Genomic DNA, 18,949 nt, shown 5'->3' with positions numbered 1-18,949 from the left:
CTGCAATTTCGGCGCCTGCAAGGCGTCACTCCGCGCCGATCCCCACGATCGACGACCGGCCCTTCTTTTGGCCTGATCGCTCGCGACGTTCGCGGCCTGCCGCAGCGCGTCCCTGTTGATCGGGCGTCGGTTTTCCGCTTTGCCCTGTGCCGCACCATGGCGGGGGAGCAGGGGCATGCACGCGGCACAGGGTTTCGAACTCATCATCGCCATGTTCCTGGTCGTGGTTGGGCTGCACTATGTGGCGCAGCGCCTGTCGCTCCCGCCCGCGGCCGCGCTGATCGTCGGGGGTGGTGCGGTCGCCTTCATGCCCGGCCTTCCGGGTATCGCGATCGATCCGGAACTGGTCCTCGTCCTGTTCCTGCCGCCGTTGCTCATGGACGGAGCGTGGTTCACGGCGATCGCGCCTTTTCGCCGGCACATGGCGGGCATCCTGTCGTTAGCCGTGGGGGCGGTCTTCTTCACGACCGTCGTCGTGGCGGTGGTGACCAAGCTGTTGCTGCCAGCGCTCCCTTGGGCGGCGTGCGTCGCGCTCGGTGCGACCCTGTCGCCGCCGGACGCCGTTTCGGCGCGTGCCGTGCTGCAACGGGTGCGGTTGCCGCGGCGGCTCTCGACGCTGCTGGAGGGCGAAAGCCTGCTCAACGACGCTGCCGGGCTGGTCCTGTTCCGGTTCGCCGTCGCCGCCGTGCTGACCGGTACGTTCAACTTGGGGGAAGCGATCGGCAGTTTCTTTTTGCTCGTGCTCGGCGGGATTGCGGTGGGGGCGGCGATCGGCGCGGCGTGGGTGTTGTTGTTGCGTCGGCTGGGCGACGACACGCTGATGATCGCGGCGACGCTGCTGGTGTGCTGGAGCGCGTATATCGCCGGCGAATTGCTGCACGTTTCGGGTGTGATCGCCGTGGTGACTGCGGGCCTGACCTGCGGCTGGTATCAGCACGTCGTGTTCAGCGCGAGCGTGCGCATCCGGGCGCTGGCGTTCTGGCAGGTGCTCGTCTTCCTGCTCGAAGCGGCGGTGTTTACGCTGATCGGCCTGTCGCTACGCGGGCTGCTCGATCGTGTCGGCGATCCGGCGGTCGTGGTCGACCGGATGGCGGGGCCGGTCCTGCTGATCGTGGTCGCGGTCATCGTCGCGCGGTTCCTGTGGATTTTCGGGATCGATGCGCTGCTCGGCGGGTTGCGCCGGTCCGGATGGCGGCGTGCCCAGCCGCTCGGACCGCGTGCCGCCTTCGTCATGAGCTGGGCCGGGATGCGCGGCGTGGTGACGCTCGCCGTGGCGCTGTCGCTGCCCGAGACGATGCCGTCACGCGACTTGATGCTGGTCGCCGCCTTTGCCGTCATCCTCGTCACCGTGCTGGTGCAGGGAACGTCGCTCGGCTGGGTCATTCGCCATGCCCGGCCGGCCGAGGACCCGGGGGCGCTGCCGCCGCTCGACCTGCATGCCGCGGAACATGCGATGTTCCATGCACAGCTTGCGGCCGTCGAACGGGCCGCGCATGACGCGGACGGAGAAGTGATCCACCCTCATCTGCTCAAACGCTATCGCACCCGTGCGACCGTGGGCGAAAATTTCGAAGGCACCGCCGAGGAACGCACCACCGCGATCGAGGCGCACTTCAACGTCATCCTGACCGCGGTCGAGGCCGGTCGCGCGGAACTGGTCCGTCTGCACCGCGTCGGTCGCATCGACGACGAGACGCTCCACGACCTCGAACATGATCTCGATCTGGAGGAACTTGCCGCGATCGCCGCGAAAGGCTGATCCGCCGTCCGCACGATCGGCGGACAAACGAAAAGCGGCCCCGAAGGACCGCGCATACCCCTGATATCGTAGAAAGACTGGAGCGGGCGAAGGGATTCGAACCCTCGACCCCAACCTTGGCAAGGTTGTGCTCTACCCCTGAGCTACGCCCGCTCTGGCGTTCCGAACCGGCGAACCGGCTGGGGTGAGGCGGGCTATTAGCCGGGGGTTTCGGGGGGCGCAACCCCTAAAACTACTCTTTTCTGAAACCGCCGCGATGCCCACATAGGGGCGACGCTTTCAGGATAAGGAATCGCCGCTTGGCCACGCTAGGACTGACCACCCCGGAAAAGGATGCCGTGGAGGCGTTCCGCCGCGATGTCGTCGAACCGTCGATGACCAAACTCGTCGTCATCGATTTTTGGGCGGAATGGTGCGGGCCGTGCAAGGCGCTGACCCCGATTCTCGAAAAGGTGGCCGAGGCCTATGCCGACAAGGGCGTGGTGCTGGCCAAGATCGATACCGACAAGAACCAGTTCATCGCCTCGCAATTCCAGATTCGGTCGATCCCGACGGTCTATGTGATGTTCCAGGGACAGCTGGTCGCCGACCTGACCAGCGCGCGCACCGAAAGCCAGTTGAAGCAGATGATCGACCAGCTGCTGCGCCAGTTGCCGATCGAGGCGGGCGACGCGGCAGGACCGGACATCGAACCGCTGATCGCAATGGGCGAGGAAGCATTGGTGGAAGGGGACGCGGCGCGCGCGCTGTCGATCTTCGACCAGATTGCCGAGATGGCGCCCGACAATGCAGCGGTTGCGGCAGGGCGAGTGCGCGCGCTGATGGCGCTGGGCGAGCATGACGCGGCGCAGGCGGCGCTCGACACCCTGTCCGAGGATGCCGCCAAGCAGCCGGGAATCGAACAGGTCCGCGCGGCGCTGGCGCTGGCGCGCGATGCGCAGCCGGTCGACGATCTGGCGGGGCTGAAGGCCGAGGTCGAGGCGAACCCCGATGATCACGACGCGCGCTTCCGGCTGGCCGGTGGGCAGATGGCGGCGGGCGACCGCGACGGGGCGGCCGAATCGCTGCTGCGGATCGTTGCTACCGACCGGACGTGGAACGACGACGCCGCACGGCAGCAGTTGCTGAAACTGTTTGAGGCGGTCGGTCTGGAAGACCCGTGGGTGTCGCAGCAGCGCCGCAAGCTGTCCGCGATCCTGTTCGGATGAGCGCGCGCGTCTCCGTCTTCCCGTTGGCGGGGGCGCTGCTGTTTCCGAACATGCACTTGCCGCTGCACATCTTTGAGCCGCGGTACCGGGCGATGGTGTCTGACGCCTTGGCGCGCGATCGCCGCATCGGCATGATCCAGCCGCGTCCGGTCGGGGCTGACGGCGACCGGCCGCCGCTGTTCGATATCGGCTGTATCGGGCAGATCGTCGATGTCGAGGCGCATGCCGATGGCCGGTACGAGATCGTGCTGCGCGGGCTGCAGCGCTTCCGGGTGGTGCGTGAGCTGGAGGTGACGACCGCGTTCCGGCAGGTCGAGGCGGAGATGCTGCCGGTCGTCGGCGACACCACGTTGGCGCTGGCGGAGCGAGCGTCGCTGGAGATCGAATCGCGGCGTTTCGCCGATCGGCTGGGCTATGCGGTCGACTGGGAGTCGGTCGGGCGGCTGGATGACGAGAGCCTCGTCAACGGCATTGCGCAGATCGCGCCGTTCGATGTGGCCGCCAAGCAGGCGCTGCTCGAAGTCGACGCTTTGTCGGACCGCGCGGAACTGATCGTACAGCTCATGCAATTCTTCGGCAGGCATGGCGATGACGAAGAGGCGACGCTGCAATGACACAGGAGCAGGCAGGGACCGGCGAGGCGATCGACCCGTGGTTGTTGTCGATCCTCGTCTGCCCGGTGACGCGCACCCCGCTCATCCATGACGCGCAGGCGGGCGAGCTGATTTCGGAGGCTGCCGGCCTCGCCTTTCCGATCCGCCGCGGCGTGCCGGTGCTGCTGGTCGACGCGGCGCGCCCGTTGTGAGCGGCGACCTGAGCGGCAAGTGGAGCGGGATCTTCAACTATCCGCACACCAACCCGCCGACCGCGTTCGAGGCGGATATCGCCGATCTGGGCGGGTCGATCGTCGGCACGATCCACGAACCCGACCTGTATTCGGTCCCGCCGGGCGCGCTGATCGCCGCGGCGATCGATGGGCATCGCGACGGTGCCAAGGTGGCGTTCAGCAAATTCTACGACGATCGCGACACGGACGGCTATGGCGACATGGTCGTCTATGCCGGGGTGTTGAGCGAGGATGGCTGCGAGATCAGCGGGCGGTGGGACATTCCCGGCGTGTGGTCGGGCAGCTTCCTGATGATCCGCCCGGCCAGCGAACCCGTCGCGGCCGATGCGGAGGCGGAAGTCGCGAAGGACGGTCCGCTGCCGGGGTAGGGGGACGCATGGCGCTGCATCACCGGTTGCTGGGGAAGGCGATGCGGCTGGCGTGGCGCATCGCCCGGCCGCGCACCATCGGCGTGCGCGTGGTGCTGATCGATCCCGCCGGGCGCGTCGCGCTGGTGCGGCATACCTATATCGATGGCTGGTACCTGCCCGGCGGCGGGGTGAAGAAGCGTGAGGGGGTGTCCGACGCAGTGGTCCGTGAACTGGCGGAGGAACTGGCGGTCACGCAAGCGCGCGTCGAGCGGGTGCTGGGCGTCTATCACAACCGGCGCGAGGGCAAGGACGACCATGTGATCGTCTATATCGCGCGCGCCGCGAACGACACGCTGCGTGGGGCCGATACGCTGGAGGTGGCCGAAGTCGGCTGGTTCGCCCCCGACGCACTGCCACCGGGAACGACGCCGGCGACGACGCGGCGGATCGAGGAATGGCGGCGGGGGGATACGGGCAGCGGCGACTGGTAGCCGTCAGCCGCGAAGGGCGAGGACCGGTGCGGCCAGCAGCGCCAGCACCGTCGGATAGAAGGTCAGCGCAAAGCCGAACGCGCGGGCGGCGGCACCGCGGCGATACCCTGCCCAGAAGCCGACCCGCCCGACCGAGAAACACAGCGCCAGCACCGCCACCGGCAGCACCGATCGATCGGTCGCCAGCATGAGCGCGCCATAGGCGATCGCCGCCAGCACCGTCTGTTCGAGGGTATTCTGCGCGACGGCCCGCCCCTGCGCCACCGCCGGATCGGCATCGCCGCCATCGATCGAGCGCGTCGAAAAGAACCGCAGCCGCGCCACGTTGCCGATCGCCGCGGCGCTCCATAGCCCCGGCACGACCAGCGCCACCGCCAGCACGCGCAGTCGGTCGGGCAACGCATGCCCCGGATCATACCAGCCCGCCGCGGTTAGCGCGCCGATGCCCGTTACCGCCGCTGCCACCATCCCGCGCGCCACGCCGCGCTGGACGGTGGACAGGGTCACGCGGTCACGCCCTGCAACAGTTTCGGCAGCTTGCCTGTCTCTCCGCGCGCCTCGGCCATGAACGCGGCTTTCAGCGGCGGGATCGAATCGACCGCCGACAGCCCGAAGCGCCGTACCGCACTGGCCGTCTTGCCCGGAATGCCGAACAGGCGCGTCAGCCCGTCGGTCGCCAGCGCCACCGCGAAGGTATCGAGTCCGCGCCACCGCTGATACCGCTCCAGCAGATAGGGGTCGCCCAGATCGAGCCCGGTGCGCTTGCCCTCGACCAGCACCTCGGTCAGCGCCGCGACGTCGCGCAGGCCGAGGTTCAGCCCCTGTCCGGCGATCGGATGGATGCCGTGCGCGGCATCGCCGACCAGCACCAGCCGATCGGCGGTGATCGTCGCGGCATGGTGGAAGCCGAGCGGATAGCTCGACCGCGCCGACAGGTTGGACAGCTTGCCCAGAAACCCGCCCATCTTCTTCGATGCTTCGGCAAGGAACGCGCGGTCGGACAGCTTCAGCATCCCCGGTCGGTCCTTGGCATCGACCGTCCACACGATCGCCGAACGGTGGCCGTGATCGTCGTCGTTCAGCGGCAGGATCGCGAAGGGCCCGGCAGGGTAGAAGATTTCGTACGCGATGTTTTCGTGCGGTTCGGCGTGGCCCAGCGTGGTGATGATCGCGGCATGATCGTAGCTCCACCGCGCGACGCGGATGCCCGCCGCCTCGCGAGTCGGCGAATTGCGCCCTTCGGCGGCGATCAGCAGCGGCGCGGTGAGCGTATCGCCGCCTGCCGTCGTCACCGTCACGCCATGTGCTTCGCGCCGCAGGTCGATCGCCCGGTCCTGGTAGCGCAGGTCGATGTTGGGCGATGCGACTGCAGCGTCGTAGATCGCCTGCCGCAGCCGCTTGTTCTCGTACATCACGCCGACCGGATCGTCGGCGGCGTCGGGAATGAAGTCGAGCTTCCCGGGTTCCAGTCCGTCGGTCGCGCGGATCGCGGCGATCGGGCAGCCCTCGTCGCCTAAGCCCGGCGCGATGCCGATCGCCTCGAACATGCGGTGCGTCGCGCTGGCGATCGCCGAGGCGCGCCCGTCGAACCCCGGGGCCAGCGTCACCGCGGGATCGGCCGGATCGAGGATGATCGAGGTCAGGCCATGCACGCCCAGCGCCACGCCCAGCGTGCTGCCGACCAGCCCGCCGCCCAGGATGATGACGTCCGCTTGTGCCATGAAGTCTCCATCCGTGAATGCGTTTCGTCCTTCGCGACTTAGGCTCTCGTGCATCCCACCGCAACGCCGCCTTGACGACCATGCCTGCCGCGGCGCACATCGGATTCGTATCGAACAAGGGTGGAACGAATGGCGACCAACGCGCAGCCGATGTTGTGGCGCGACGCGATGAAGGCGGGTGCGAAGCGCAGCGGCGCGATGATCGGGGCGACGGTCCTGTTCCTCGGCATCGTCCTGATCGCGGTCGCATTGCTCAGCTATTCACCCGCCGATCCGTCGTTCAGCACCGCCGCGGGCGGGCCGGTCGCCAACAAGCTGGGCGCGCCGGGCGCGCTGCTGGCCGATGCGCTGCTGACCGTGTTCGGCGTGGCGGTGGCGATGCTGTTGCCGCTGGGACTGATCGTCAGCGTCCGGTTGTGGCGCGACGTGCCCGTGGGGCCATGGCCGCGGATGGTGCGCGACTGCCTGATCGGCGTGCTTGCCATGGGCACCACGCTGGCGTTCGTGTCGGGCGAGGCGATCCTGACGCTGCCCGCCGGCTATGGCGGGGTGATCGGGTGGAGCATCGCGGCGGCGGTACAGGGGCTGATCCACCTGATTGGCGTGCCCGTCGCCGAACTGTGGACGATTCGCGTCGTGGCGCTCGCCACCGGGCTGTTCGGCGTATGGCGCTGGGCCAAGGGGCTGACGATCGAGATTCCCGACGGCACCTTCCGCATGCCGAAGTTCGAACGCCGCGTCCGCGCCGATGCCGACGATGGCGACGCCTATGACGACGAGCTGCCGTTCGATCCCGCACCGCGCCTGCCGCTGGCCGGTATGGAGGACGAGGACGACGCCCTCGCCCGGCCGCAGCCGCGCCGCGTCGCCCAGGCCGACGACCGCGCGCCACCGGTCATCGCCGACCGCGCCGCCTCGCCCGCACTTGCCAGCGCGCCGCGCCCGGCGAGCAGCGAGGGGCGCGACAATTTCGCGCTGCCGTCGATCGACCTGCTGACCCCGCCGCCCGAATCGACCGGGCCGGGCATCGACAAGGCGGCGCTGGAGCGCAATTCGCGTCTGCTCGAAAGCGTGCTCGACGATTTCAACGTGAAGGGGCAGGTGGTGAAGGTCGCCCCCGGCCCGGTCGTCACCATGTACGAACTGGAGCCCGAACCCGGCATCCGCGCCAGCCGCGTGATCCAGCTGGCCGACGATATCGCGCGCAACATGTCGGCGATCTCCGCCCGCGTCGCGACGATCCCCGGCCGCACCGTGATCGGTATCGAACTGCCCAACCAGCGGCGCGAGACGGTCAGCCTGCACGAACTGATGGCCAGCCAGGCGTTCGCCGACCAGAATGCGCAGCTCCCCATCGTGCTGGGCAAGAATATCGCGGGCGATCCGGTCGTCGCCGATCTGGCGCCGATGCCGCATCTGCTGGTCGCAGGGACCACCGGATCGGGCAAATCGGTCGGGCTGAACTGCATGATCCTGTCGCTGCTCTACCGGCTGACCCCGGACCAGTGCCGCATGATCATGATCGATCCGAAGATGCTCGAACTCAGCATGTATCGCGGCATCCCGCACCTACTGGCCGACGTCGTGACCGACCCGCCCAAGGCGGTGCGCGCGCTGAAATGGGCGGTCGAGCAGATGGAGGACCGCTATCGCATGATGGCGTCGATCAACGTCCGCAGCCTCGCCAGCTTCAACGACAAGGTCCGCGCCGCGATGGCGAAGGGCCAGAAGCTCGGCCGCAAGGTGCAGACCGGCTACGACGCCGATACCGGCACGCCGATCTATGAGGAAGAGACGCTCGACCTGTCGCCGCTGCCGCAGATCGTGGTGATCGTCGACGAACTCGCCGACCTGATGATGACGGCGGGCAAGGAGGTCGAATTCCTGATCCAGCGTCTCGCGCAAAAGGCGCGCGCGGCGGGCATCCACCTGATCATGGCGACGCAGCGCCCCTCGGTCGACGTCATCACCGGTGTGATCAAGGCGAACCTGCCGACGCGCATCAGCTTCCACGTCACGTCCAAGATCGATTCGCGCACCATCCTGGGCGAACAGGGCGCGGAACAGCTGCTGGGCCGCGGCGACATGCTCTACATGCCCGGCGGCAAGGCGCTGGCGCGTGTCCACGGGCCGTTCGTCAGCGATGACGAGGTGCAGGCGGTCGCCGATTTCTGGCGGTCGCAGGGGGCGCCCGACTATATCGACGCGGTGGTCAACGAGCCGGAGGGCGATGCCGGCTTCAGCCTCGACGGGGCGCCGACCGGCGACGATTCGCCAGAGGAACAGACCTTCCGCCAGGCATGCCAGCTGGTGGCGGAGAGCCAGAAGGCGTCGACCAGCTGGCTCCAGCGCCAGTTGCGCGTCGGGTATAATTCGGCGGCGCGGCTGATCGAGCGGATGGAAAAGGAAGGCTTGGTATCGCGGCCGGACCATGTCGGGCGGCGCGAGGTGCTGATGGATTCGGACGGGCGGCCGACGGGGTAGGGAGCTCCTCCGCCTCCTCTCTATCCCCTTTTCATCCTCCCGTTTGCTTCGAGCGCAGGTTCGAGCCTGTCGAGAACCGAAGTCGAGAAGGGGTTGCCCCAAGCGGGGAGTTCTCGACTGCCGCTTCTCGACAAGCTCGAAGCTGCTTGAACCGAACGGAATTTTGGGATGGGTTTGTACTAAATCCGTTCGCCCTGAGTAGCCGCTGAGCCAGTCGAAGCGGCGTATCGAAGGACCGTTCGTGGCAGGTGCTTCGGTACGGGTCTTCGACTTCGCTCAGCCCCTACTCAGCACGAACGGCCTGCGGGGTAGGCAGGCAGGGAACACCACCGCACCCCCATCGCTTCATCCCAAAACGCCAACCGCACGGACACCCTCATGACCGACCTGACCCTCAACGACGGCCGCACCATCCCCGCGCTCGGCTTCGGCACCTACAAGGTCCCTCCGCAAGATTCCGCCCGCCTGTCGCGCGAGGCGCTGGACGCCGGCTATCGCCTGATCGACACCGCCGCCTTCTACGCTAACGAAGCCGGCGTCGGCGAAGCGACCGCCGACGCGCAAGCGTTCGTCACCACCAAGCTGTGGCGCGACGACATGGGCTATGACGGCGCGCTCAAGGCGTTCGACGCCAGCGCCGCGAAGCTGCCGCGGATCGACCTGTTCCTGATCCACTGGCCGATGCCGTCGCAGGATCGCTATGTCGATACGTGGAAGGCGCTGGTGCGGCTGTGCGAGGAGGGACGGGTCGCGTCGATCGGCGTGTCGAATTTTTCGCCCGACCATCTGGACCGGATCGTCGATGCGACCGGCGTGGTGCCCGCGCTCAACCAGATCGAGCTGCATCCGACCTTCCAGCAGCGTGCCGCCCGTGCCGCGCATGAACGGCTCGGCATCGTCACGCAAAGCTGGTCGCCGCTCGGGCAGGGGACGCTACTGACCGACCCGACCATATCGGCGATCGCGCAAGAGGCCGGTGCGACCCCGGCGCAGGTGATCCTGGCGTGGCACCTGCAGGCCGGGCTGGGCGTGATCCCGAAGGCGTCGTCGCGCGCGCGGATCGAGGAGAATCTTGCCGCGCAGTCGGTGAAGCTGACACCCGACCAGATCGCCAAGCTCGACGCGATGGACCGCGAGGACGGTCGCTTGGGACCCCACCCCGACACCCTCTAACATCCTCTCTGGCACGAGGAGGGGGACCGTCGCGAAGCGATGGTGGAGGGGGGTGTCCGCAGTCGCAACCGTGGCGTTGCGCGGCGATCCCCCTCCACCCCTCGCTGGCGCGAGCGGTCCCCCTCCCCGCAAGCGGGGAGGATTGCTAAGGGAAACCATGCTCCCCATCCACGCCGTCCTGCCCGACCTGCTTCAGACGCTGCGCGACCGCACCTCCGCCGTCCTCGTCGCGCCGCCGGGTGCGGGCAAGACCACTGCGGTCGCGCCAGCGCTGCTCGCCGAACCGTGGGTCACCGGCGAGGTCCTGCTCCTGTCCCCCCGCCGCATCGCCGCGCGTGCTGCCGCAGAGCGCATGGCCGCCACCGCCGGCGAACCGGTCGGTCAGACCTTCGGCTACGCCACCCGCATGGACAGCAAGCGATCCGCCGCGACGCGGGTCACGGTGATGACCGAGGGCATCTTCGTTGCCCGCATCCAGGCCGATCCCGAACTGGCCGGCGTATCGGCGGTGCTGTTCGACGAGGTCCACGAACGCAGCCTCGACAGCGATTTCGGCCTCGCCCTCGCACTCGACGCACAGGCGGCGCTGCGGCCCGATCTGCGCGTCCTCGCCATGTCGGCGACGCTGGATGGCGAACGCTTCGCCGCGCTGATGGACGACGCCCCGGTGATCGAAAGCGAGGGGCGGTCCTATCCGCTCGACCTGCGCCATATCGGCCGTAACGCCGAGGCGCGGATCGAGGATTCGGTCGCCGCCGCGATCCGCCGCGCGCTGACCGAAGCCGAGGGCGGTATTCTCGCCTTCCTCCCCGGCGTCGCCGAGATCGAGCGCACCGCCGAACGGATCGCGGTCCCCGACGGCGCGATACTGCACCGGTTGCACGGCACGCTGCTGCCGGGCGAACAGCGCGCCGCGATCGCGCCCGATCCCGATGGCCGGCGCAAGATCGTGCTGGCGACCAGCATCGCCGAAACCTCGCTGACCCTCGACGGCATTCGCATCGTTGTCGATTCCGGCCTCGCCCGCCGCCCGCGTTACGACCGTGCGGCAGGGATGACCCGACTGACCACCGAACGCGCGTCGCAGGCGGCAGTCACCCAACGGGCGGGCCGTGCGGCAAGGCAGGGGCCGGGCGTGGCCTATCGCCTGTGGGAGGCCGCCGCGACCGCCGGTCTGCCGCGCTTCGATCCGGCCGAAATCCTCGAGGCCGACCTGTCGGCGCTGGTGCTGGAATGCGGCAAATGGGGGGTGAGCGACCCGACGACGCTGCGCTGGCTCGACCCGCCACCCGCCGCCGCGATCGAGGAGGCGCGCGCGCGCCTCGCGACCTTGGACGCGATCGATGCCGATGGCCGGCCGACGCCGCACGGCCTCGCCATCGCCGCGCTGCCGCTCAATCCCCGCCTCGCCCATATGCTGATCCGCGCAGGCGAGCAGGGGTTCGCCGGGGCGGCGGCGGAGGTCGCGGTGCTGCTGGGCGAGCGGGGGCTGGGTGGCAACGACACCGATCTCGACCAGCGCCGCCGTCGCTGGCGTACCGAACGCGGGCAACGCGCCGATGCGTCGCGGCGCCTCGCCGACCGCTGGCGCAAGCTGGTAAAGGGCCGCGACGATCCGCCCGCCGATGCCCTTGCCCGCAGCGTCGCGCTCGCTTTTCCCGACCGCATCGCCAAACGCCGCGACGCCAGCGGCGAACGCTGGGCGTCGGTCGGTGGGCGCGGGTTCACGCTGGAGGCGGCGGCGCTCGGTTCGGCCGAATGGCTGGCGGTCGCCGATACGCAGGGGCAGGCGGCAGGCGCACGCATCCTGTCGGCGGTGGCGATCGATCAGGCGACGGTCGAGCAACTGTTCGGCGACCGGATCGAAACGCGGCGCAGCGTCAGCTTCGATCCCGCGACACGCGGCGTCATCGCCCTGCGCGAACGCCGGTTGGGCGCGATCCGTCTGTCGTCCGGCCCCGATGCCGCCGCCTCGCCGCAGGAAATCGTCGCCGCGCTGACCGAGGGCGTGCGCCGCGACCTGTCGCTGCTGCCATGGGAGGGCGCGGAGACGCTCCGCCGTCGCTCGGCCTATGTCGCGGCGATGCTGGGGAAGGACGATCCGCTGGGCAATGCGGCGCTGACCGCGACGATCGACGACTGGTTGCCGCCATTGCTGGCGGGCAAACGCCGGCTGGAGGCGGCGACCGGGCTGCACGACGCGCTCGAGCAGCTCGCCGGCTGGGACTGGATGCAGCAGGTCCGCCGCCTCGCGCCCGCGCGGTTCGAAAGCCCGGCAGGGTCGAGCCATGCGATCGACTATGCCGCCGAAGGGGGCCCGCGCGTCGAGTTGCGCGTGCAGGCGCTGTTCGGGCTCGCGACCCATCCGATGGTCGCCGGGCAACCGCTGACGCTGAGCCTGACCTCGCCCGCCGGCCGCCCGATCCAGACGACGCGCGACCTGCCGGGGTTCTGGGCCGGATCGTGGCGCGACGTGTCGAAGGAGATGCGCGGCCGCTATCCGCGCCATCCGTGGCCGGACGACCCCGCGGCGGCATCGGCGACGCTCCGGACGAAGAAGGCGGATGCGCGGCGGGGGTAATTAAGCACTCCCGTTTGGTTCGAGCAGCTTCGAGCGAAGTCGAGAAGCGTCTGTCGAGAACTGGGTCGTTTGGGGCAACCCCTTCTCGACTACGGTTCTCGACAAGCTCGAACCTGCGCTCGAAGCAAACGGAAGGGGCGGGGGGGTTGGCGGAAGGGGCGAGGCAGAGGCGGAAGGGGTGAGGAGCGAGGCGGAAGGGGCCAGCGGGTAGAGTGGTAGAAGGAGGGGCGGGCGCTACCCCTCGCCATGCCCCTTGGCCAGATAGTCCTCCGACCGCATCTCTTCCAACCGGCTGATCGTCCGGTCGAATTCGAAGCGCCCATCCCCGGTCGGATACAACTCGCCCGGCTGCGCATCGGCCGCCGCCAGCAGCTTCACGCGATACTCGTACAGCGCATCGATCAGCGTCACGAACCGCGCCGCCTCGTTGCGGTTTTCCGGCCCGAGGATTGGAATCCCGACGAGGATCACCGTATGGAACGCCCGCGCGACCGCCAGATAATCGGGCGCGCCGCGCGCCTCGCCGCACAGCCGCTTGAAGCTGAACACCGCGACGCCCTTCAGCGCCTTGGGCACGTGCAGCGTCCGCCCGCCGATATCGAGGTCGCACGACGGCACGTTCGCCGCATCCTCGACCGGATAGTCGGTCAGGCGGAAGAACGCCGCCGATAGCGCTTCGGTCGCCGCCGGGCCGTTCGGCACCAGCCACGTATCGACCTGTCCCAACCGGTCGCGGCGATAATCGGTCGGGCCGTTCAGCGGCAACACGTCGAGGTTCGATTCGAGCAGCGCGATGAACGGGAGGAAGCTGTCGCGCTGCAACCCGTCCTTGTACAGGTCAACCGGCGGCCGGTTCGACGTCGCGACGATCGTCACGCCGTGGGTCATCATCTCGGTAAACAGCCGCGACAGCACCATCGCGTCGGCGGTGTTGTTGATGACCATTTCATCGAACGCGAGCAGCTTCAGGTCCTTGGCCAGCGCCTCGGCGACCGGCGGTACCGGATTGCCCGCTTCCTTCGCGCGTTCGGTGGCGAGGCGGGCATGGACCTCGATCATGAAGGCGTGGAAATGGACGCGGCGTTTGGCCGGATCGGCTACGCAGTCGTAGAACAGGTCCATCAGCATCGATTTTCCGCGCCCGACCCCTCCCCACAGGTAGACGCCGCGCGGCACGGGGGCGTCCTTGCCGGTCAGGCGGGCGAACAGCCCCCGCCTGGGTGGCGCGTCGAGTTCGGCGGCGAGGCGCGACAGCCGCGTCGCGGCGGCGCGCTGTTCCGGGTCGGGGCGGAGTTCGCCGGCCGAGACGAGGCTGTCGTAGCGCTTGAGGACGGTCATGCGACTTCAGCCCTCACCAAATCCAACCCGTTGATACCCATATCCCGTTTGCTTCGAGCGCAGGTTCGAGCTTGTCGAGAACCGAAGTCGAGAAGGCGGTGGTCGCACCAACCGAGTTCTCGACGGACGCTTCTCGACAAGCTCGAACCTGCTCGAACCGAACGGGGAGGAAATAAGAAGGCACGAGCGATCAGATGATCCGCTCGACTTCCATCTTCTTGATCTCGGCGATCGCCTTGGCCGGGTTCAGCCCCTTGGGACACACGTTCGCGCAGTTCATGATCGTGTGGCAGCGATACAGGCGGAACGGATCTTCCAGCTCGTCGAGACGCTCGCCGGTCATTTCGTCACGGCTGTCGGCCAGCCAGCGATACGCCTGCAACAGGATCGCAGGTCCCAGGAACTTGTCGCTGTTCCACCAATAGCTGGGGCACGAGGTCGAGCAGCACGCGCACAGGATGCACTCGTACAGCCCGTCGAGCTTGTTGCGGTCTTCCGGTGACTGAAGCCGTTCCTTGCCGGCCGGCGTCGGGCTGACGGTCTGCAGCCACGGCTTGATCGACGAATATTGTGCGTAGAAATGCGTGAAGTCCGGCACCAGGTCCTTGATCACGTCCATGTGCGGCAGCGGGGTGATCCGGATATCGCCCTTGATATCCTCGATCGCGGTGGTGCAGGCGAGGCCGTTGCGCCCGTCGATGTTCATCGAGCACGACCCGCAAATTCCTTCGCGGCACGACCGGCGGAAGGTGAGCGAGGGGTCCTGCTCCGACTTCATCTTGATCAGCGCGTCGAGCACCATCGGACCGCATTCGTCCAGATCGATCTCGAAATCGTCGTAGCGCGGGTTCTGGCCCGAATCGGGGTCGTAGCGATAGACCTTGAACTTCTTGATCCGGCCCGAGGTCGGCGACTTGTGGGTCGCGCCCTTCTTGACGACGCTGTTCTTGGGCAAACGGAATTCGGCCATGATACTCGCTCGGTTCGGCTTGGGGGCGCCGGAACGCCCGGTTTGCGCGTCAGATACATGACAGGTGGGGATGCCGCAAACGCGAACAAGGTTTTTTGACCCTAAATCCTCCCCGCTGTGCGGGGAGGGGGACCAGCCGCAGGCTGATGGAGGGGGCGGGCCGCACACGGAATCGTTGCGCTGCGAGGCCAACCCCCTCCACCACCGCCTTCGGCGGCGGTCCCCCTCCCCATGCAATGGGGAGGCGCTCAGACCGCCGGCAATCCTTCCAGCAGCTTGTCCAACGTCGCGGGATAATCGCGCACCCGGACCCCGGTCGCATTGTAGATCGCGTTGGTCACCGCCGCCCCGGCACCACCGATACCCAGTTCCCCGATGCCCTTGGCCTGCAGCGGGTTGGCATGGGGATCGCGGTCGTCGAGGAACACGATGTCCATCGGCGGAATGTCGGCATGCGCCGGCACATGATATTCGGCAAGGTCGTGGTTGACGATCCGCCCGTCGCGGTCGTCATGGACCAGTTCCTCGGTCAGCGCGGTGCCGATGCCGAACACGATGCCGCCGATGCACTGCGACCGTGCGGTCTGCCGGTTCAGGATGCGCCCGGCCTCGAACGTCGCATGCCAGCGCGTCACGCGGACCTCGCCGGTCACCGCATGGACCTTCACCTCGCAGAAATGCGCGCCATAGCTCGCCTGCGTGGTTTCCTGTTCCTGCTTGCCCGGTTCGATCGATCCGGTGGCGGTGATCCCGTCGCCGACCAGTTCGCCGATCGCGACGCGGCGGTTGCCGGCGATCGCATGGCCGTCCTTCAGCGTCATCTCATCGGCATCGACGCCCATCGCCTTGGCCAGCTTGTCGCGCAGCGCCTGCGCCGCCAGATAGACCGACGACCCGCTGCTGCCCGCGCCCCAAGAGCCGCCCGATCCGGCGCCCGGCGGGGTGTTGGTATCGCCCAGATGCACCGCGACCCGCTCGACCGGCAGGCCGAGGATTTCGCCCGCGATCTGCGCGAGGATGGTGTAGGTGCCGGTACCGATATCGGTCATGTCGGTTTCGACCAGCGCGCGTCCGTCCGGCCCGATCGACACCTGCGCCTCGCTCGGCTGCAGCATGTTGGTGCGCGTCGTTGCCGCCATGCCCTGCCCGATCAGCCAGTCGCCCTCGCGCCGGCCGCCCGGCGTCCGGTTGCGCTGTTCCCAGCCGAACGCCTTGGCCCCGGCATCGAGACAGCGGGTCAGCGACCGCGTCGAATAGGGCACGTCCTTTTGCGGGTCCTTTGCGGGATCGTTGCGGCGGCGCAGCTCGACCGGATCGATCCCGATCGCTTCGGCCAGTTCGTCCATCGCATTTTCCTGGGCGAGCAGCCCGACCGCTTCGCCCGGCGCGCGCATCGATCCCGACAACGTCCGGTTCAGCTCGACCAGATCGTGCTTGATGATCCGGTTCTCGCCGCCATACAGGAATTGCGTCGCCTGTCCGGCGGGCTCGAAATAGCCCTCGCCCGGCAGGTTCGAACACAGCGTTTCATGCCCGATCCCGGTCAGCCGCCCTTCCGCATCGGCGGCAAGGCGGAAGCGCTGCTGCGTGTTCGACCGGCGCACCGTGGCGTCGAACACCTGCTGGCGGGTCATCACCGTCTTGACCGGCCGCCCGACCGCCTTCGCCGCGATCGCCGTCGCGACGGTGTCGGGCGAGATGCCGAGCTTCGACCCGAAGCCGCCGCCGATATAGCGGGCGACGACGCGCACCTTCGACTGGCGTTCGCCCAGCGATTTGGCCAGCTGCTGCTTGTCCGACGACGGCATCTGGAGCGATCCGTAGAGCGTCAGCCCGTCATCGTCCCACACCGCGATCGAGGCATGCGGCTCCATCGCCGCCGAATTCTGTGACGGGGTGCGCCACACATTGTCGACCGTGAACGCCGCCTCGGCCATTGCCTTCTCCAAATCACCCTGCTGGTGATAGGGCGGCATCGATCCGGGCGGCGGCTTGATCGCGTCGTCGACATGATCGTCGAAGGTATAGACGCCCGCAGTCGGTTCGTAGCGGATCGACACCAGCTGTGCCGCATCGCGCGCCACTTCGAAGCTGTCGGCGACGACGATCGCGACCGGCTCGCCGAAATAGGCGACGTCCTTCACCCCTTGGGTCGGGGCGCCGGTCTCGCCGCCCTGTTGCGGATTGCGGATGAAGGTTTTCAGGTCGACGACGACATCGACCACGCCCGGCAGCGCCTTTGCCCCCTCGGCATCGATCGCGGTGATCGTCCCCGCCGCGAACGGCGCGCGGACGAGGAAGCCATAGGCAAGGTCGGGAAACTCGTATTCGGCCGAATAGGTCGCCTGTCCGGCCACCTTCAGCGGGCCGTCGATCCGCTCGATCCCCTTGCCGATGATTCCTTGGACGCCAGTGTCCAGCAGACTTTCTTCGACCGGTTTGTCCATGCGCAGCGCATTGGTGGTCATGCGGTCAACTCCCTCAGCGTGGCGATCAGCGTGCGACGCGCCAGCGGAATCTTGAAATCGTTGCTGCCGAAACCCCTGGCGTCGCGCAGCAGCAGGTCGGCGGCTTGCGTGAACAGCGCGTCGGACGGCGCCTGTCCGACCAGTGCGTTCTCGACCGCAGTATCGCGCCACGGCATCGGGCCGAGCCCGCCGAAGGCCAGCCGCGCCGACGCGATCTTGCCGCCATCGACCGCGACGATCCCGGCGACCGACACCAGGGCGAAGGCATAGGACGCCCGGTCGCGCACCTTGCGATAGGTCTGTTTGCCCGCTGGCGCCGCCGGCAGTTCGATATGGGTGATCAACTCGCCGGGACGCAGCACATGCTCGACGTCGGGCGTGTCGCCGGGCAGGCGATAGAAGTCGCCGATCGCGATCCGTCGCTTCTCGCCATCGCTGCCCAGCGTCACGATCGTCGCGTCGAGCGCGCGCATCGCCACCGCCATGTCGCTCGGATGCGTCGCGATGCAATGCTCGCTGGTGCCGAGGATGGCGAGGATGCGGTTGAAGCCTTGCTGCGCATCGCAGCCCGACCCCGGCACCCGCTTGTTGCAGCGCGACGCCGTCTCGTAGAAATAATAGCAGCGCGTCCGCTGGAGCAGATTGCCGCCAGTCGACGCCTTGTTGCGCAACTGCCCCGACGCGCCGGCCAGCAGCGCGCGGCTGAGCACTTCGTAGCGCTCCCGGATGATGGGGGAGGCGGCCAGATCGGAATTGGGCACCAGCGCGCCGATCCGCACGCCGCCGCCGTCGACCTCCTCGATATCGTTCAGCGGCAGGCGGCTGATATCGACCAGCCGCGCGGGCGTCTCGACCTGCAGTTTCATCAGGTCGAGCAGGTTGGTCCCGCCGGCGATGAACTTGGTGTCGGCGACCGCGCCTTCGCGCGCCGCGGTTTCGGCGCTGTCGGCCTTGGCATAGTCGAACAGTTTCATTCCGCTGCCTCCGCCCGAACCGGTTCACGCGCGTCGGCGACTTCGCGGATCGCATCGACGATGTTGGGATAAGCCGAACAGCGACAGATATTGCCGCTCATCCGTTCGCGAATTTCCTCGTCGGTGAAGTCGGGATCGTTCAGCGTGGCGCTGACATGGCTGGGCCAGCCCTTCTCGACCTCGTCGAGCATGCCGACCGCCGAACAAATCTGCCCCGGCGTGCAATAGCCGCACTGGAATCCGTCGTGCTTGACGAACGCCGCCTGCAACGGATGCAGCTTGTTGGGCGAACCCAGCCCCTCGATCGTCACGATGTCGTCATCCTGATGCATCACGGCGAGCGTGAGGCAGGCATTGATGCGGCGGCCGTTCACCAGCACGGTGCACGCCCCGCATTGGCCATGGTCGCAGCCCTTCTTGCTGCCGGTGAGCGAGAGATGTTCGCGCAGCAGGTCGAGCAGCGAGGTGCGGATGTCCGCCTCTGCCTGATACGGCTGTCCGTTGATGGTGAATTGCATGGGTCGGCGCTCCGTTGGTCACACGGGCTAACGTTCCCGATCGAAACGGTTTCCTGTTGCGAAGGGA

Annotated in this window: 16 protein-coding genes and 1 tRNA gene; 9 read left to right on the top strand and 8 right to left on the bottom strand. The window is 67.9% G+C overall.

Going from position 1 to position 18,949, the window contains the following annotated elements; all coding sequences use genetic code 11:
- The first annotated feature begins 175 nt into the window (after positions 1-175).
- Positions 176-1,759: a Na+/H+ antiporter gene (locus MF610_RS16710; protein ID WP_242201358.1), complete on the top strand. Its 1,584-nt coding sequence runs from the start codon at positions 176-178 to the stop codon at positions 1,757-1,759.
- Between the two features lie 78 nt (positions 1,760-1,837).
- On the opposite strand, the gene MF610_RS16705 is transcribed toward MF610_RS16710, so the two are convergent.
- Positions 1,838-1,912: transfer RNA gene (locus MF610_RS16705), tRNA-Gly, on the bottom strand.
- A gap of 146 nt (positions 1,913-2,058) precedes the next feature.
- Here MF610_RS16705 and trxA point away from each other — a divergent pair.
- From trxA to MF610_RS16680, 5 genes are read left to right on the top strand one after another with little or no spacing between them, the layout of a single operon-like run.
- A complete protein-coding gene (trxA, locus tag MF610_RS16700) occupies positions 2,059-2,967 on the top strand; it encodes a thioredoxin (RefSeq protein ID WP_380870582.1) in 909 nt (302 codons plus the stop codon).
- Positions 2,964-3,581 (top strand): LON peptidase substrate-binding domain-containing protein, encoded by a 618-nt coding sequence (locus MF610_RS16695; protein WP_242201357.1) that lies wholly within the window; start codon positions 2,964-2,966, stop codon positions 3,579-3,581. Before trxA ends, MF610_RS16695 begins: the two co-directional genes overlap by 4 nt.
- Complete coding sequence (locus tag MF610_RS16690; protein ID WP_242201356.1) at positions 3,578-3,772, top strand: Trm112 family protein; 195 nt, start codon at positions 3,578-3,580, stop codon at positions 3,770-3,772. The genes MF610_RS16695 and MF610_RS16690 overlap by 4 nt, the downstream gene beginning before the upstream one ends.
- Positions 3,769-4,182: a hypothetical protein gene (locus MF610_RS16685; protein ID WP_242201355.1), complete on the top strand. Its 414-nt coding sequence runs from the start codon at positions 3,769-3,771 to the stop codon at positions 4,180-4,182. Before MF610_RS16690 ends, MF610_RS16685 begins: the two co-directional genes overlap by 4 nt.
- An 8-nt stretch (positions 4,183-4,190) precedes the next feature.
- A complete protein-coding gene (locus MF610_RS16680) occupies positions 4,191-4,655 on the top strand; it encodes an NUDIX domain-containing protein (RefSeq protein WP_242201354.1) in 465 nt (154 codons plus the stop codon).
- A gap of 3 nt (positions 4,656-4,658) precedes the next feature.
- On the opposite strand, the gene MF610_RS16675 is transcribed toward MF610_RS16680, so the two are convergent.
- Both MF610_RS16675 and MF610_RS16670 read right to left on the bottom strand, forming a co-directional pair.
- Positions 4,659-5,162 carry an MAPEG family protein gene (locus MF610_RS16675; protein WP_242201353.1) on the bottom strand — a complete coding sequence of 168 codons (504 nt, stop codon included), beginning with the start codon at positions 5,160-5,162 and terminating at the stop codon, positions 4,659-4,661.
- Positions 5,159-6,376, bottom strand: coding sequence for a UbiH/UbiF/VisC/COQ6 family ubiquinone biosynthesis hydroxylase (locus MF610_RS16670; RefSeq protein WP_242201352.1), 1,218 nt, complete (start codon positions 6,374-6,376; stop codon positions 5,159-5,161). Before MF610_RS16670 ends, MF610_RS16675 begins: the two co-directional genes overlap by 4 nt.
- 129 nt (positions 6,377-6,505) lie before the next feature.
- On the opposite strand from MF610_RS16670, the gene MF610_RS16665 reads away from it, so the two are divergent.
- From MF610_RS16665 to hrpB, 3 genes are all read left to right on the top strand, one after another.
- Positions 6,506-8,860 carry a DNA translocase FtsK gene (locus MF610_RS16665; protein WP_242201340.1) on the top strand — a complete coding sequence of 785 codons (2,355 nt, stop codon included), beginning with the start codon at positions 6,506-6,508 and terminating at the stop codon, positions 8,858-8,860.
- Between the two features lie 378 nt (positions 8,861-9,238).
- Positions 9,239-10,033, top strand: coding sequence for an aldo/keto reductase (locus MF610_RS16660; RefSeq protein ID WP_242201325.1), 795 nt, complete (start codon positions 9,239-9,241; stop codon positions 10,031-10,033).
- Positions 10,034-10,190: 157 nt separating this feature from the next.
- On the top strand, positions 10,191-12,614 hold the full coding sequence (gene hrpB, locus MF610_RS16655; RefSeq protein ID WP_242201307.1) for an ATP-dependent helicase HrpB: 2,424 nt from the start codon (positions 10,191-10,193) through the stop codon (positions 12,612-12,614).
- A gap of 234 nt (positions 12,615-12,848) precedes the next feature.
- On the opposite strand, the gene zapE is transcribed toward hrpB, so the two are convergent.
- The 5 genes from zapE to MF610_RS16630 all read right to left on the bottom strand — a co-directional run bounded on the left by zapE (position 12,849) and on the right by MF610_RS16630 (position 18,882).
- Positions 12,849-13,952, bottom strand: coding sequence for a cell division protein ZapE (zapE, locus tag MF610_RS16650; protein WP_242201302.1), 1,104 nt, complete (start codon positions 13,950-13,952; stop codon positions 12,849-12,851).
- A 190-nt stretch (positions 13,953-14,142) separates the two neighbouring features.
- The gene (locus tag MF610_RS16645) at positions 14,143-14,922 is read right to left on the bottom strand and encodes a succinate dehydrogenase iron-sulfur subunit (RefSeq protein ID WP_242201287.1); all 780 of its coding nucleotides are present in this window, start codon (positions 14,920-14,922) and stop codon (positions 14,143-14,145) included.
- A 248-nt stretch (positions 14,923-15,170) separates the two neighbouring features.
- Positions 15,171-17,390 (bottom strand): xanthine dehydrogenase family protein molybdopterin-binding subunit, encoded by a 2,220-nt coding sequence (locus MF610_RS16640; protein WP_242201284.1) that lies wholly within the window; start codon positions 17,388-17,390, stop codon positions 15,171-15,173.
- Entirely contained in the window at positions 17,387-18,364 is a 978-nt protein-coding gene (locus MF610_RS16635) for an FAD binding domain-containing protein (protein ID WP_242201281.1), read from the bottom strand. The genes MF610_RS16640 and MF610_RS16635 overlap by 4 nt, the downstream gene beginning before the upstream one ends.
- Complete coding sequence (locus MF610_RS16630; RefSeq protein WP_242201260.1) at positions 18,361-18,882, bottom strand: 2Fe-2S iron-sulfur cluster-binding protein; 522 nt, start codon at positions 18,880-18,882, stop codon at positions 18,361-18,363. Before MF610_RS16630 ends, MF610_RS16635 begins: the two co-directional genes overlap by 4 nt.
- Between the last annotated feature and the right edge of the window lie 67 nt (positions 18,883-18,949).

It is taken from the genome of Sphingomonas hankookensis (assembly GCF_022664465.1).
In the GTDB taxonomy this organism is placed as follows: Bacteria; Pseudomonadota; Alphaproteobacteria; order Sphingomonadales; family Sphingomonadaceae; genus Sphingomonas; species Sphingomonas hankookensis.
The sequence above is the reverse complement of the archived record's forward strand: the minus strand, read 5'-3'. Positions and strand labels throughout refer to the sequence as shown.